Raw genomic sequence first — 13,883 nt, 5'->3', positions numbered from 1 at the left:
GGCTCCCACCCGTTCCACCCCGGCTCGGCCCGGCCGCGGGACGGTCGGCTCCCACCCGTTCCACCCCGGCCCGGCCCGGCCGCTTCATCCGGGTCTGGTCGCTCCGTCCGAGTCCGGACCGGTCCCGCCGACTCGCTCGCCCGGGTCGCGCCCGCCCCGCCGGCGCGCCCCCGGGCAGTACTCCCTACGCGTCCGGCCGGACGACCGCCTTGATCGGCATCGAGCCCGCGCCCGCCATCGTGACGTGGCGCCCGGGGCGGGGGGCGTGGATTATCGCGCCGTCGCCCACATAGAGCCCGACATGGCTCGCGTCGTCGAAGTAGATGATCAGGTCGCCCGGCCGCATGTCCTTGATCGCGACCTTCGGCAGCCGCAGCTGTTCCTGCGAGGTCCGCGGGATCGCCTTGCCCGCCGAGCGCCAGGCCTGCGAGGTCAGGCCGGAGCAGTCGTACGAGCCGGGTCCCACCGCTCCCCACACATACGGCTTGCCGATCTGCGCGGCGGCGAACAGCACGGCCCGCTTGCCCGCGTCGGTGGCCGCCGCGCCCGTGGCGTCCTTCATCGCTCCCGTCGACAGCCAGGCCGTCTGCGCCTTGTACTGCGCTTCCTGCTCCAGCTGGAGCAGCTTGGCCTTCTGCTCGGCCTCCAGCTTGCTCTCGAGCTCCTCGGCCGCCTTGATCTTCTCCTCGACCTGCTTCTTCGAGGTCTCCTGCTTGATCCGGTTGGTCTCCAGCGTCTGCCAGTGCGCGTTCGCGTCCTTCGCGTACTGCTGCAACTCGCCCTGGGTCCGGTTCAGTTCGGAGAGCAGGTCCGAGGTCGCCTTCTCGCCCTGGCGCAGCCGGTCGGAGCCGTCCAGGAACTGGGCCGGGTTGTTGCTCAGGGCCAGCTGGGCGCCCGGCGGCAGCCCGCCCGAGCGGTACTGGGCGCGGGCGGCCGCGCCCGCGCGGCTCTTCAGGCCGGTGATCCGCTCCTGGCCGGCGACGACCTGCTTGGCGATCTCGACGATCTTGGCGGACTGCGTCTTGGTCTCGCCCTCCGCGAGGTTGTAGGCGTCCGTGGCGGCGCCCGCCTCGCGGTAGAGGTCCTCTATTTCCTTGCGGACCTGATCCAGGGACTTGCCCTGCTGGGGTTCGGGTGCCGCGAACGCCGTACCGGCCAGCAGGCCCGGCGCGCTGAGCAGCGCCGTCGCGCAGAGCAGTGTGAGGGCGATCGTTCCCCGTCGCCGTTTCCTCATGGTCCCCCCAGACACTAAATTGATTAATCGTCAGTAACTTGTCATTGCCTTCGGGATGGTGCCACGACTCGATGAAATCCAACACCCTTGTGGATATCCACCCGATGCGTCCCGCTCGCCCCCGTCGTCCCGTTCACCCCGAAGGACTCAACTTCACCCCGAAGGCCTCAACGCTTCCCATCGCACCGTCAGTTCCCCCTGCCGCCACCGAACCGGCCCGTCCGCCAGCGGCCAGTCCGCGGCCAGCGCCCGCGCCGTGCGGATCCAGCGCTGCCGCGCCCCGTACGAGGCGTACGGCGCCGCCGCCGCCCACGCCCGGTCGAAGTCGCGCAGGAACGCGTGCACCGGCTCGCCCGGCACGTTGCGGTGGATCAGGGCCTTCGGCAGCCTCTCCGCCAGGTCCGAGGGGCGCTCCAGGGAGCCCAGCCGGGTAGCGAAGGTCACCGTGCGCGCCCCCTCCGGCCCCAACGCGACCCACACGTGCCGCCGCCCGATCTCGTCGCAGGTCCCCTCCACCAGGAGCCCCTCCGGGGCCAGCCGGGAACGCAGCCGCTCCCACACGGCCTCCACCTGGTCCTCGTCGTACTGGCGCAGCACGTTCGCCGCGCGGATCAGCGCCGGGCGGACCCCGCCCTCCAGCGGCACCTCGAACCCGCCGTGCCGAAAGCTCAGCCCCTCCCGCTCGTAGGGCTTCGCCCCCGCGACCCGCGCGGGTTCGATCTCGATGCCGACCACCCGCACCCGCGGAGCCGCCCGGCGCAGCCGCGCCAGCAGCTCGACCGCGGTCCAGGGGGAGGCCCCGTAGCCGAGGTCCACCGCCACCGGATCGTCCGCGCGCCGCAGCGCCGCCCCGTGCGTCGCCGCGATCCAGCGGTCCATCCGGCGCAGGCGGTTCGGGTTGGTGGTCCCGCGCGTCACCGTGCCGACGGGCCGACGAGGGGGCGGGGTGGAGCGGGAAGCCATGTGCAGAGAGTAAGCGGAGCGCTCCCGCCCGATAAAAATCCGGCAAAACAGCTCGGGAATCCTCACGCCGCCGGAATGCGGGGGACGGCCATCCGGGTTGCACTCCTAGAAGGGCGCCGACCGCGCTCCCCGCGTCATGCCGTCCGAGCGAGAGGAACTGCTCCCTTGAGTCAGTACGTGTCCCGCATCGGCGGCAGCATCGGCGGACGGATCGCCGCGGCCCGCTCCGCCACCCGCCACGAGCCGCCGCGCCTGCGGCTTCCCCCCGGCGTCGGCGGCCACCGCAAGCCCCGCCGCGTCGCCATGCTCAGCGTGCACACCTCTCCGCTGCACCAGCCCGGCACCGGCGACGCCGGCGGGATGAACGTGTACATCGTCGAGCTGGCCAAGCGCCTCGCCGCGATCAACATCGAGGTCGAGATCTTCACCCGGGCCACCACCGGAGGCCTGCCGCCCGTCGTCGAGCTCGCGCCGGGCGTCCTCGTACGGCACGTGGACGCGGGCCCCTACGAAGGCCTCGCCAAGGAGGAGCTGCCGGCCCAGCTGTGCGCCTTCACCCACGGCGTGATGCAGGCCTGGGCCGGCCACCGGCCGGGCTACTACGACCTCGTCCACTCCCATTACTGGCTCTCCGGCCACGTCGGCTGGCTCGCCGCAGAGCGCTGGGGCGTCCCGCTCGTACACGCCATGCACACCATGGCCAAGGTCAAGAACGCGGCGCTCGCCGAGGGCGACACCCCCGAGCCCGCCGCCCGCGTCATCGGCGAGACGCAGATCGTCACCGCCGCCGACCGCCTCATCGCGAACACCGCCGAGGAGGCCGACGAACTGGTCCGCCACTACGACGCCGACCCCGGGAAGGTCGCGGTCGTCCATCCCGGCGTGAACCTCGACCGCTTCACCGTCGCCGACGGCCGGGCCGCCGCCCGGGCCCGCCTCGGACTGCCGCAGGACGCCGTCATCCCGCTCTTCGCGGGCCGCATCCAGCCGCTCAAGGCTCCCGACATCCTCCTGCGGGCCGTCGCCGAGCTGGTGGACCGGGATCCGGCGCTGCGCCGCCGGCTCTTCGTGCCCGTCGTCGGCGGGCCGAGCGGCAGCGGGCTGGCCAAGCCGGAAGGCCTGCAGAAGCTCGCGGCGAAGCTCGGCATCGCGGACCTCGTCCACTTCCACCCGCCGGTGGCCCAGGACGCGCTCGCGGACTGGTTCCGGGCGGCGTCCGTCCTGGTCATGCCCTCGTACAACGAGTCCTTCGGGCTCGTCGCCATAGAGGCCCAGGCCACCGGAACACCCGTACTGGCGGCGGCCGTCGGCGGGCTGCCGGTCGCCGTCAACGACGGTGTGACGGGCATCCTCGTACCGGGGCACGACCCGGTGGACTACGCCCGCGAGCTACGCCGCTTCGTGGACGAGCCCGGGCTCCCGGACGTGATGGGCGCAGCGGCCGCGCGGCACGCGCAGTTCTTCGGCTGGGACACGGCCGCGAGCGGCACGGCCGACGTGTACACCGCGGCGATGCACGAGCACCGCCGTCACGTACGCTCCCACCATGGCTGACGCTGACACCGCCGGGATCATCGAAGCGACGCTGACCGGCGCGGAACTGAGCTGGGAGAGCCCGTCACCGGGCACGTACGTCGTCCAGCTCCCCGGCACCCGCAAGCTGAGCACCACCTGCTCGCTCAAGGTCGGCAAGCACTCCCTGTCGGTCAACGCCTTCGTCATCCGCCATCCGGACGAGAACGAGGCCGGCGTCCACCGCTGGCTGCTGGAGCGCAACCTCAAGCTGTACGGCATGGGCTACGCCGTGGACGCGCTCGGCGACGTCTACCTGACGGCCCGCCTCCCCCTGTCCGTGATCACCCCGGAGGACCTGGACCGACTCCTCGGCACGGTCCTGGAGGCGGCGGACGGAGCCTTCAACACCCTGCTGGAGCTGGGTTTCGCGAGCGCGATCCGGCGGGAGTACGAGTGGCGCGTCTCGCGCGGCGAGTCCACCCGCAACCTCGACGCCTTCAAGAACCTGACGCAGCCGTCGGCCTGAGGCCCGGCCGGAGCCCTGCTCCGGACCCCGGCCCTGGTTCCGGTCCCGGCCCCGCGCCTCAGACGCCGGCGGGGCTGGAGGCGTCGGCGGCCAGGGCCGGCTTCGCCGTGACGGCGGCCCCGGTGGAGCCCCCGGCCTCTCCCGGCCCACCCTCGGGGAGCCCCCGCATCAGCAGCCAGTAGCCCAGCGCGGCCACCGTCCCCAGGACCGCCGTGGAGGCCCACAGCCACCCCGCGCCGAGGTGCTCGATCGCGTAGCCCGCCATCAGCGGGGCCACCAGCGAGGCCACCGCCCAGGACATCGTGTACATGCCCTGGTAGCGGCCCCGCCCGTGCAGCGGGGAGAGCCGGGCCACCAGGCCCATCTGGGTCGGCGAGTTGACGATCTCGGCCAGCGTCCACACGCAGACCGTCAGCGACAGGCTCCACACCGAGCCGCCGAAGGCCGTCAGCCCGAATCCGTACCCGGCGAGCAGCGCCGAGACGACCAGCAGCTTCTGCGGGTCGCGGTGCTCGATGAGCCGCGTGACCGGGATCTGCAGCAGCACGATCAACAGCCCGTTCACGCTGATCACCAAGCCGAAGTCGGCCGTCGAGAAGCCGGCCGCGCCCATCGCGAGCGGCAGTCCGAACGACCCCTGCATGAAGATCAGCGAGATCAGGAACGACAGCCCGACCACACTCATGAAGCGGCCGTCCCGCAGCACCGTCCCCAGCCCGATCTCCGGCTCGGCGGCGGCCTTCTCCGCCTCCGTCCTCACGGGCCGCGACTCCGGCAGCTTGATGAACACGAGCACCGCGCAGAGCAGGGTCAGGGCCGCCTCGCCGAGGAACCCGGCCAGGTAGCTGTACTCGGCGATGAAGCCCGCCACCATCGAGCTGACGGCGAAGCCGAGGTTGATGGCCCAGTAGTTCAGCGCGAAGGCCCGTACCCGGTCCTCGGGGCGCACGATGTCCGCCATCATCGCCTGCACCGCCGGGCGCGAGGCGTTGGAGGTCATGCCGACCAGCGTCGCCACCACCGCGATCGCCGCCGGCTGCTCCATGAAGCCGAGCAGCGCCACCGAGAACGCCGTCGAGGCCTGCGCCGCCACCAGCGTGGGCCGTCGGCCCAGCCGGTCCGTCAGCACGCCCGCGACCAGCGAGGAGACCACACCGCCGAGCCCGTGCAGGGCCACCACGAGTCCCACGAAGGAGGCCGAATAGCCGCGTTCCAGCGTCAGGTACAAGGTCATGAAGGTGGCGACGAAGGCCCCGAGCCGGTTGACCAGCGTGCTCGTCCACAGCCACCAGAACTCCCGCGGCAGCCCCGCCACGCTCTCGCGAGCGGCCCGTCTCAAACTGGCAGCGGACATACGGAATCCCCCCGGCGATGTAAGTGTCCCTCTTGAAGTTCGGACCCTACGGATAGCGGGCCCGCAGAGCCACTGGATTGACGGCAGCCGTCAATCGGAGGCCCCTCCCCGCACCGTCCACACCGCGCGCGGGCCGCCGGGCGCGTCCATTAGGCTCGTACGCATGGCCGACGCACCGTACAAGCTGATCCTCCTCCGCCACGGCGAGAGCGAATGGAACGCGAAGAACCTGTTCACCGGCTGGGTGGACGTCAATCTCAACGAGAAGGGCGAGAAGGAGGCGGTCCGCGGCGGTGAGCTGCTCAAGGACGCCGGCCTGCTCCCCGACGTCGTGCACACCTCGCTCCAGAAGCGCGCGATCCGCACCGCGCAGATGGCGCTCGAGGCCGCCGACCGTCACTGGATCCCGGTCCACCGCTCCTGGCGCCTGAACGAGCGCCACTACGGCGCCCTCCAGGGCAAGGACAAGGCCCAGACCCTCGCCGAGTTCGGCGAGGAGCAGTTCATGCTGTGGCGCCGCTCGTACGACACCCCGCCGCCGGCCCTCGAGGACGGTACGGAGTTCTCGCAGTCCGAGGACCCGCGCTACGCGTCGATCCCGCCGGAGCTGCGGCCGCGCACCGAGTGCCTCAAGGACGTCGTCGTCCGCATGCTCCCGTACTGGTACGACTCGATCGTCCCGGACCTGCTGGACGGCCACACCGTCCTGGTCGCCGCCCACGGCAACTCCCTGCGCGCGCTGGTCAAGCACCTCGACGGGGTCTCCGACGCCGACATCGCGGGCCTGAACATCCCGACCGGCATCCCGCTCGCCTACGAGCTGGACGCCGACTTCAAGCCCCTCAACCCGGGCGGCACCTACCTCGACCCGGCCGCCGCGGCGGCCGCCATCGAGGCCGTCAAGAACCAGGGCAAGAAGAAGTAGGAATAGTGATCATGCCCCCGACCTGCGCACACGGTGCAGATCGGGGGCATTCGTTTGCCCTGGGCCCACTGTGGGCCCTCAGCGTGGGGGACCGTCCGAACCTCGCGCAGGAGTGGAGCGTCAGCACGGCGACCGCCGAGAAGGCGCTGAGGAAGCTGCGCAGCGACGGGCTCGTCAGGGACATCCACGGAATCGGAACCGAGGTCTTGGACCGTCCCGCGCCGATGTCCTCAGGCTCTCAGCGCCAGGACCGAGGACGCCACAGCGGGTCGAGCTGGGGGGCCGGAGAACGGTCCGACTCCCACCAAGCATCGGTGGTGTCGGCGCCGGCGGACGTCGCCCAGGCGCTGGACATCAAGCCCGGCTCGGAGGTGATCCGGCGGCGCCGTGTCTATCGCGACCGGCAGGGCATCGTCGCCCACTCGACGTCGTGGATCCCTGCTCAGTTCGGGAAGGCGATTCCGCAGCTTGCGATGAGCGAGCGGCTGACCGGCGGAACGTCGCTCCAGCTCATCGCGCTGATTACCGGCAAGCCGATCACTCATCGGATCGACACCGTGGCGGCGCGACTACTGACGTCGGAGGACGCGGAACTCTTGGAGCTGGACAGCGCTAAGCCCTCGCGTGAGCCGGTAGTCGTGATGATGGCGAAGTTCGTCAACAGCGCGGGCGATGTCGTGGAGTACGGCGTCGACCTCGGAAGCCCGGGTCGGACGTGGCAGACGGAATCGGAAGTCACCCAGTGACGGCCGCTGGCGGGGCCGTCCGGCCGCTCTGCGTGCTGATGGCTGGGCTGCCCGGCTCAGGGAAGACCACCCTGTCCCGCGTACTGACGGACCGCGGTTTCGTCAGGCTCTGCCCTGATGAGGAGATGTTCCGGCGGCATGGTGGAAGAGGCTGCGCAGGGCGACCTCGCCAACTTCCGGGCCCTGGGGCCGGAGAGCCCTGGCTTCCTGCCCGGCTAGCGAGCGCTGGTGACCCCCGAAGCCCCGGTTTCCGGTCGGATGCCGGGGTTTCGCGTACCCCCTGCTAGTCGCTAGATCCCAGGTCAGTGGCCCTTCAAGTTGCTAGGACTGGGGCTAGACCTAGCGACCCCTGTTGCTAGACCTAGCATCTGTTTCCGGGGCTCTGCGAGCTGGAGAAGCAGCTAGAAGGAGCGGCCTGCGGCCGCCGGCCCTTGGCAGCTCGCTGCGCTCGCGCTCGCCGCTCAGTGGGGCATTGCCGTGTGGGCGACTGGCGGGACGTCATGGGTGTGACGCCCCAGCGTCACTAGGTTCACGTCGAGAGCGTCAGCACTTCTCCTTCCGCGCCTGCTGGATCAGCGGCTCGGCCTCGTCCAGCGTGAAGGTGACCTGCCAGGTCTCGGCCGCCCGGTGCAGGGTGTCGGCGAACTCCTGGTAGCCATGGTCCTGTTGAGCCGCGTCGGCGGCTCGGTTGGTCGCCGTGTTCAGGTACTGCTGGGCGGTCTGGTAGTAGGGGTCAGTCAGATTTGACGGCCGGGGGCGGGCGAGGTGGTCGGTCAGCTGCTGTAGGGAGGCGCAGGCGGACTTGGCAAACTCGCGCGCCGCCACCGTGGCCTTGGAGGGCGTCGAGCTGCAGGCCGCCAGGGAGAGCGTGGACGCCAACAGCAGGGGCAGGGGCAGTGACAGGCGAAGTATCAGCTGACGTCGACTAGTCATGGGTCAATCCTAGTTAGCATGACGGCCTGACCGCCCGGAAATCCGGTGGGCCCGCAGTCACCGTCCCGCCCGGCCCACATCTGGGCCTTGTCTGCTCTGGCCTGCAACGCGGCCATCAACGACGGCACCGCTTCCGCTCACTCTCGCCTCAACGCCCGCGCACCTCGGCGGGCTCGTCACCCGCGACGGTAGAAGCCAGCCACACGATCACATACCAAAACCCCGTGAAGCACCCCAGCGAGGCACCCGCACCGAGCATGCACCCACCCCAATCGGTCCAACTTTCTCGTCGCTAAACAGCGTTCGGTCCAACTTCGGTGGCAATCCGTCCAACTTCGCTGTCACAGGTCACACGTGACGGCCTGGCTGGCCTCGGTGCCCTGGACCTGCGTGCCTCTGGCGTCACGGCTGCCGTGACGCCCGTGACGCTGAGCCTCTTTCCGAGGCGCCGTGGGGCGGTTACCGGTTACCGGTTACAGGCCGCGTGGACGCCGGTTCGCGCTGTTCAGGTCGGGGAGGGGCGGTGCCGTCAGCCGGTAACCGGTAACCGGTAACTGCGTCCGATGTTGTGACCGTTTTGATCTCCCTAGCGTCGCCCGCTGGCAGCCGTATGGAAGAGGCCACCCGGCCGCGTCTGGGTGGCTTCTTCGTCTCGCGGTCGCGCCCAGTGGGGGCATAGCGTCCGCAGGGCCTTCCCCTGGGGACAGCTTTGACCTGCGGTGATGCTCTTAGCCGGGGGTGGGTGCTGCGGACGCTGCGGAAGCTGTCGGACGCTAGCCAATTCTCTTAGCGTCCGCACAATTCGTGCAGGTCAGAGGGTGGTCAGAGTGCCCGGCGGACGCTGCGGACACTGTCTTCTCTCAACTCTCTAGGACGGCAGGTGCTCCACCGGCTAAGAGCTGCTTCGTGAGGGGGAGGTTCGGGGTCCTGCCGCGTGCACTGTTGCCGCCTCTCTCCTGTGGCGACGGCGGCTCTTCAGGTGGCTGCGGCCGTCTTCCCTGAAGAGCCACCTTTGCCCGTGACCGGACTGACCTTCCAAGCGGGCTGGCTGTCTCCACCCCCGCCCTCTTGGAAGGCCTCGCTCCCACGTGGCTGTCCTACTGGGTAGTGGGGTGCCCGCCCCACTACCCAGTAGGACAGCCCACTAGCACCACCCGGGGCCTTCACCAGTCCGTTTCTACTGGGGACCCCACTACCCACTACCCAGTAGGTGCCCAAGTTCGGCGGCGGCGTTCCCGCAGGAACAGACAAGAGGAGCACTCCCGCCCGGCGGCGTGCTCCTCTTGCTTGTTCCGTGACCCGGGATCTCCCTGGGGTAGGACCATGGCCTGCTGCCTTGTCGCTTGTCGCTTGTCGCTTGTCGCTTGTCCCTCAAGCCCTCGTGGCCGTCCGGTGCCGTGCAGTTCAGGCGTGACCTAGGGAAACAGGGACGACAAGCGACAAGCGACAAGACAAGCGACAAGCCGCCACGTGGGAACTGGGAAGGCGGGTTGGTGCCGGCCGGGGCCCCATCCCTGGGCCCTCTCTGGGCCCTGCGAGGGTGACCGAGGGCGACGGACAACGACCAACGATGACAGCTCGGCAGCAGGTCGGCAGGGTGCGCGGGCCTCTGACCAGGGCAGGAAGACGGGCCCGCCAGACCCAGGGCAAGAAGTAAACCGAACCACCGAAAGAGCCCCCTACCTGCTGGTTCTCAGCAGGTAGGGGGCTCTTTGCCGCGAGGGGGCTGTCAAGTCCCGAAATGTAGGGGCATGACGCGATCGCCTGCCGGGCCTTACCTGGGACGACAGGGCCGCGCGACGGCCTTTCACCCCTCATCGGCAAAGGAGAATCCCATGCCGCACATCTTCCGGACGCAGCGTCTCGTGATCGCTACCGCCTCGGTCGCCCTGGCCGCAGCGGGCGCACTGCTGCCCTCCAGCGCATTCGCCGCCCCGGCGACACCGCACACCGGCAAGCCGGCCGCGCCGGCGTCTCAGCGCCCCTGCGAAACGACGTCCACGCCGTGCCCGACCGGGCCGGTCGACGAAAGACCCAACACACCCCCCGAGCCTCTCCCCTCGCCCGCGCCCGCGCCTCAGCCTCCCTGCGACAACACGAGATCCACGCCGTGCGAGACCGGGCCCGTCAACGACAAGCCCAACACGCCCCCGGATGGCTTCGGTGAAGGCTCGGAGGAGCCGAGCGGATTCGGCACGACGTCCGCGGACTTTCCCGGGTGAGTGCGTGGTCGGGCCGGTGGCATGGCGAGCAGCCAAGCCACCGCCTGCGCCGGACCCGGCCGCTATCCGGCTTGCCAAGACGTAACGCCCCCTGCACGCATTGGCCCCCTGGCCGCGGTCTTCCCGCGGGCAGGGGGCTTTGTCGCTCGAGCGGGGGCGTGCTCCGCCCGCGCTGCGAAGGGCCGCGGCCGGCATGGGGCCGGGCGGGCCCTTCGGGTGGAACGGGTCGGGCGGGGGGCGGTCAGCCGCCGCACTGGCAGGGGGCGCCTGACTGGCAGCCGCAGCCGCAGCCCGAGCCGCAGCCGCAGGCCGCGAGCAGCGGGAGGCGCAGCCCTTCCGGGGGCTGCGCTTCCTGCTCCGGGGTGATGGGGACGGGGGAATCGGGCATGGATCCTCCTCGTAGGCGTTGTGCCTTCGCCCTCATTGATGCCCAGCCGGACCGCCGCGTCAACGGCGCATTGGGGGCTCGTTGTTGACGCCTACCGGCCGGGCGCGCGATGCGCCCGGGCCGGGAGCGTCAGACGCCCTCGACCTGTGTCGGCGGCTGGAGCTCGTCCGCGTGCTCGCCCGTCACCAGGTAGACGACGCGCTTGGCGACCGACACCGCGTGGTCCGCGAAGCGCTCGTAGTAGCGGCCCAGCAGCGTCACGTCGACGGCGGTCTCGATGCCGTGCTTCCAGCGGTCGTCCATCAGGTGCTGGAACAGCGTGCGGTGCAGCTGGTCCATCTCGTCGTCGTCCTGCTCCAGCTGGAGCGCCAGGTCTACGTCCTTCGTGATGATGACCTCGGCGGCCTTCGCCATCAGGCGCTGCGCCAGCTGCCCCATCTCCAGGATGGTGGCGTGCAGGTCGCGCGGGACGGCCGTGTCCGGGAAGCGCAGCCGGGCGAGCTTGGCCACGTGCTGGGCCAGGTCGCCGGAGCGCTCCAGGTCCGCGCTCATGCGCAGCGAGGTGACGACGATGCGCAGGTCGGTCGCGACCGGCTGCTGGCGGGCGAGCAGCGCGATGGCGCGTGCCTCCAGGTCGTGCTGGAGGTCGTCGACCTTCTGGTCCGCTGCGATGACGCTCTCGGCGAGCTTCAGGTCGGCGTCGAGCATGGAGGTCGTGGCCCGCCCGATGGCGGAACCGACCAGCCGGGCCATTTCGACCAGGCCTTCTCCGATCGAGTCCAGTTCCTCGTGGTACGCGTCACGCATGGGTGTCCCTCTCTGCCTACTGCCTACTGCTCGCTGATGCCCGGGGCCGGGCCGGGGCGGCCTCCTGCCCCACGTTGACACGGTGACCCCCGAACGCGACCGACTCCGGCACCACAAGTGAATCAACCCCGTCGCCAGGGTGAACTCTGGGCGACGACTGTTCGAGGTGCCACCCGAACGGCTGTGGAAGTGTCGTCCGGCCTGCTTAACCTGGAGTCATGGACGTGAACGCGGCGGTCGCCGCAGCTGCAGCGATCGCCGGTCTTTGTACCGGTGTGATCGCGATGCTGGCGTTCCGCTGGAGCGAGCGCGACCAAGCCCGCCCCACCCGGAGCTCCATGCGCCCCGATATCAACGCGGTGCTCCCGCCGGGAGTGGACACCGTCCTCTCCGTACTGCGCTCCTCCGCCGTCGTCCTCGACGAGGGGGACGCGGTCGTCAAGGCCAGCTCGGCGGCATATGCCCTCGGTCTGGTCCGCGGCGGCAAGCTGGCCGTGGAGCCCATGCTCCACATGGCCCGCGACACCCGCCGCGACGGGGAGATACGACAGGTGGAGCTGGACCTGCCCCGGCGCGGCACCGGCCGCGGCGAGGCCCTAGCCGTCTCGGCGCGCGTGGCCCCGCTCGGCTCGCGCCTGGTGCTCCTCCTGGTCGAGGACCTCACCGAGGCGCGCCGCATCGAGGCCGTCCGCCGCGACTTCGTCGCCAACGTCTCGCACGAGCTCAAGACCCCGGTCGGAGCGATCTCCCTGCTGTCCGAGGCCGTCATGGACGCCTCGGACGACCCCGAGGCCGTCCACCGCTTCGCCGGCCGCATGCAGATCGAGGCCACCCGCCTGATCAACCTCGTACAGGAACTCATAGACCTCTCCCGGGTGCAGAACGACGACCCGCTGGAGGACGCCGAGCCCGTACGGGTGGACACGCTCGTGGCCGAGGCCATAGACCGCTGCCGCCACACCGCGTCCGCGAAGCAGATCACCATGGCCGCCGGCGGCACCGCCGACCTGCGGGTATGGGGGAACCGGGGACAGCTCGCGGCCGCCCTCGGGAACCTCGTCGAGAACGCCGTCAACTACAGTCCGGCCCGCACCCGCGTCGGCATCGCCGCGCGCCGGGTCACCGCGCCGGGTGGAGACTTGATCGAGATAGCCGTGACCGACCAGGGCATCGGCATCCCGGAAAAGGACCGCGAGCGCATCTTCGAACGCTTCTACCGCGTCGACCCGGCCCGCTCCCGCGCCACGGGAGGAACCGGTCTGGGCCTCGCGATCGTGAAGCACGTAGCGGCTTCGCACGGCGGGGAGGTGTCGGTATGGAGCTCGGAGGGCCAGGGCTCCACGTTCACCCTGCGACTCCCCGAAGCGGCCGCGCCGGTCCCCGCGCCGGCACCCCGCGCTCACCCGACCCCTGCCTGACCCGTCAACCGCACCAGCCATTCCTGCCCCGGAGGTCCTTCCGTGACCCGAGTGCTCGTCGTCGAGGATGAGGAATCCTTCAGCGACGCCCTGTCCTACATGCTCCGCAAGGAGGGCTTCGAGGTCGCGATCGCCGCGACGGGGCCCGACGGGCTCGACGAGTTCGAGCGCAACGGCGCCGACCTCGTCCTCCTCGACCTGATGCTGCCCGGCCTGCCCGGCACGGAGGTGTGCCGACAGCTGCGCGGTCGCTCCAACGTCCCCGTGATCATGGTCACCGCCAAGGACAGCGAGATCGACAAGGTCGTCGGACTGGAGATAGGAGCCGACGACTACGTCACGAAGCCGTTCTCCTCGCGGGAGCTCGTCGCCCGCATCCGCGCGGTCCTGCGCCGCCGCGGCGAGCCGGAGGAGGTCACCCCGGCGGCCCTGGAGGCGGGCCCCGTCCGCATGGACGTCGACCGCCACGTGGTCACCGTCGCCGGCGGCAAGGTGGACCTCCCGCTCAAGGAGTTCGACCTGCTGGAGATGCTGTTGCGCAACGCGGGCCGCGTGCTGACCCGCATGCAGCTCATCGACCGGGTCTGGGGCGCCGACTACGTCGGCGACACCAAGACCCTCGACGTCCACGTGAAGCGCCTGCGCGCCAAGATCGAGCCGGACCCGGGCGCGCCGCGCTACCTGGTCACGGTCCGCGGCCTCGGCTACAAGTTCGAGCCGTAAGCCGCAGCGCGAACCGACGGGCCGTAGCCCTGAGGGAAGCCGGGCTCCCGAGGAGCACTCATAAGGGGTACGGGAACGGCCCCCGTCCGCATCGAGCGGACGGGGGCCGTTGCCGTGTGTACGGTGCCG

General features: G+C 70.5%; 11 protein-coding genes and 2 pseudogenes. 7 read left to right on the top strand and 6 right to left on the bottom strand.

The window, feature by feature from the left end; genetic code table 11:
- Positions 1-184: 184 nt before the first annotated feature.
- Both ACFWBY_RS02345 and ACFWBY_RS02340 read right to left on the bottom strand, forming a co-directional pair.
- The gene (locus ACFWBY_RS02345; protein WP_385330459.1) at positions 185-1,234 is read right to left on the bottom strand and encodes an NlpC/P60 family protein; all 1,050 of its coding nucleotides are present in this window, start codon (positions 1,232-1,234) and stop codon (positions 185-187) included.
- A 153-nt stretch (positions 1,235-1,387) separates the two neighbouring features.
- Positions 1,388-2,197 (bottom strand): class I SAM-dependent methyltransferase, encoded by an 810-nt coding sequence (locus ACFWBY_RS02340; RefSeq protein WP_385330462.1) that lies wholly within the window; start codon positions 2,195-2,197, stop codon positions 1,388-1,390.
- A 165-nt stretch (positions 2,198-2,362) separates the two neighbouring features.
- Here ACFWBY_RS02340 and mshA point away from each other — a divergent pair, with 165 nt between their 5' ends.
- Together mshA and ACFWBY_RS02330 are read left to right on the top strand one after the other, a co-directional pair.
- Positions 2,363-3,751, top strand: coding sequence for a D-inositol-3-phosphate glycosyltransferase (gene mshA, locus ACFWBY_RS02335; protein WP_385330464.1), 1,389 nt, complete (start codon positions 2,363-2,365; stop codon positions 3,749-3,751).
- Positions 3,744-4,238 carry a YbjN domain-containing protein gene (locus ACFWBY_RS02330; RefSeq protein ID WP_385330467.1) on the top strand — a complete coding sequence of 165 codons (495 nt, stop codon included), beginning with the start codon at positions 3,744-3,746 and terminating at the stop codon, positions 4,236-4,238. Before mshA ends, ACFWBY_RS02330 begins: the two co-directional genes overlap by 8 nt.
- A gap of 58 nt (positions 4,239-4,296) precedes the next feature.
- Here ACFWBY_RS02330 and ACFWBY_RS02325 read toward each other — a convergent pair whose 3' ends face one another.
- Positions 4,297-5,592: an MDR family MFS transporter gene (locus tag ACFWBY_RS02325; RefSeq protein WP_385330469.1), complete on the bottom strand. Its 1,296-nt coding sequence runs from the start codon at positions 5,590-5,592 to the stop codon at positions 4,297-4,299.
- 163 nt (positions 5,593-5,755) lie between these two features.
- On the opposite strand from ACFWBY_RS02325, the gene ACFWBY_RS02320 reads away from it, so the two are divergent.
- From ACFWBY_RS02320 to ACFWBY_RS02310, 3 genes and pseudogenes are all read left to right on the top strand, one after another.
- Positions 5,756-6,517 (top strand): phosphoglyceromutase, encoded by a 762-nt coding sequence (locus ACFWBY_RS02320; RefSeq protein ID WP_385330471.1) that lies wholly within the window; start codon positions 5,756-5,758, stop codon positions 6,515-6,517.
- 83 nt (positions 6,518-6,600) lie between these two features.
- A complete protein-coding gene (locus ACFWBY_RS02315) occupies positions 6,601-7,263 on the top strand; it encodes a GntR family transcriptional regulator (RefSeq protein WP_385330474.1) in 663 nt (220 codons plus the stop codon).
- Positions 7,264-7,301: 38 nt separating this feature from the next.
- Positions 7,302-7,415, top strand: a pseudogene (locus tag ACFWBY_RS02310) (AAA family ATPase); the annotation flags it as partial.
- Between the two features lie 391 nt (positions 7,416-7,806).
- Here ACFWBY_RS02310 and ACFWBY_RS02305 read toward each other — a convergent pair.
- The 3 genes from ACFWBY_RS02305 to phoU all read right to left on the bottom strand — a co-directional run bounded on the left by ACFWBY_RS02305 (position 7,807) and on the right by phoU (position 11,613).
- Positions 7,807-8,196: a hypothetical protein gene (locus ACFWBY_RS02305; RefSeq protein ID WP_385330477.1), complete on the bottom strand. Its 390-nt coding sequence runs from the start codon at positions 8,194-8,196 to the stop codon at positions 7,807-7,809.
- 2,463 nt (positions 8,197-10,659) lie between these two features.
- Entirely contained in the window at positions 10,660-10,806 is a 147-nt protein-coding gene (locus ACFWBY_RS02300) for a hypothetical protein (protein ID WP_356657664.1), read from the bottom strand.
- A gap of 129 nt (positions 10,807-10,935) precedes the next feature.
- Entirely contained in the window at positions 10,936-11,613 is a 678-nt protein-coding gene (phoU, locus tag ACFWBY_RS02295) for a phosphate signaling complex protein PhoU (protein ID WP_112449136.1), read from the bottom strand.
- Between the two features lie 218 nt (positions 11,614-11,831).
- Between phoU and ACFWBY_RS02290 the strand changes: the two are divergent.
- Together ACFWBY_RS02290 and ACFWBY_RS02285 are read left to right on the top strand one after the other, a co-directional pair.
- Positions 11,832-13,077 (top strand): annotated as a pseudogene (locus ACFWBY_RS02290) (sensor histidine kinase).
- Positions 13,074-13,754 (top strand): response regulator transcription factor, encoded by a 681-nt coding sequence (locus ACFWBY_RS02285; RefSeq protein WP_030387286.1) that lies wholly within the window; start codon positions 13,074-13,076, stop codon positions 13,752-13,754. The pseudogene ACFWBY_RS02290 and the gene ACFWBY_RS02285 overlap by 4 nt, the downstream one beginning before the upstream one ends.
- The last annotated feature ends 129 nt before the right edge of the window (positions 13,755-13,883 follow it).

Origin of the sequence: Streptomyces sp. NPDC060049, from assembly GCF_042736715.1 — a bacterium.
Lineage (GTDB): Bacteria > Actinomycetota > Actinomycetes > Streptomycetales > Streptomycetaceae > Streptomyces.
Note: the sequence above shows the minus strand (reverse complement) of the source record. Positions and strands in the feature narration are given on the sequence as shown.

What these genes read in the sequence shown, in the direction of transcription:
- ACFWBY_RS02345 (WP_385330459.1), bottom strand. Translation starts at nt 1,234, where the DNA reads ATGAGGAAACGGCGACGGGGAACGATCGCCCTCACACTGCTCTGCGCG.
- ACFWBY_RS02340 (WP_385330462.1), bottom strand. Translation starts at nt 2,197, where the DNA reads ATGGCTTCCCGCTCCACCCCGCCCCCTCGTCGGCCCGTCGGCACGGTG.
- ACFWBY_RS02330 (WP_385330467.1), top strand. Translation starts at nt 3,744, where the DNA reads ATGGCTGACGCTGACACCGCCGGGATCATCGAAGCGACGCTGACCGGC.
- ACFWBY_RS02325 (WP_385330469.1), bottom strand. Translation starts at nt 5,592, where the DNA reads ATGTCCGCTGCCAGTTTGAGACGGGCCGCTCGCGAGAGCGTGGCGGGG.
- ACFWBY_RS02320 (WP_385330471.1), top strand. Translation starts at nt 5,756, where the DNA reads ATGGCCGACGCACCGTACAAGCTGATCCTCCTCCGCCACGGCGAGAGC.
- ACFWBY_RS02305 (WP_385330477.1), bottom strand. Translation starts at nt 8,196, where the DNA reads ATGACTAGTCGACGTCAGCTGATACTTCGCCTGTCACTGCCCCTGCCC.
- ACFWBY_RS02300 (WP_356657664.1), bottom strand. Translation starts at nt 10,806, where the DNA reads ATGCCCGATTCCCCCGTCCCCATCACCCCGGAGCAGGAAGCGCAGCCC.
- phoU (WP_112449136.1), bottom strand. Translation starts at nt 11,613, where the DNA reads ATGCGTGACGCGTACCACGAGGAACTGGACTCGATCGGAGAAGGCCTG.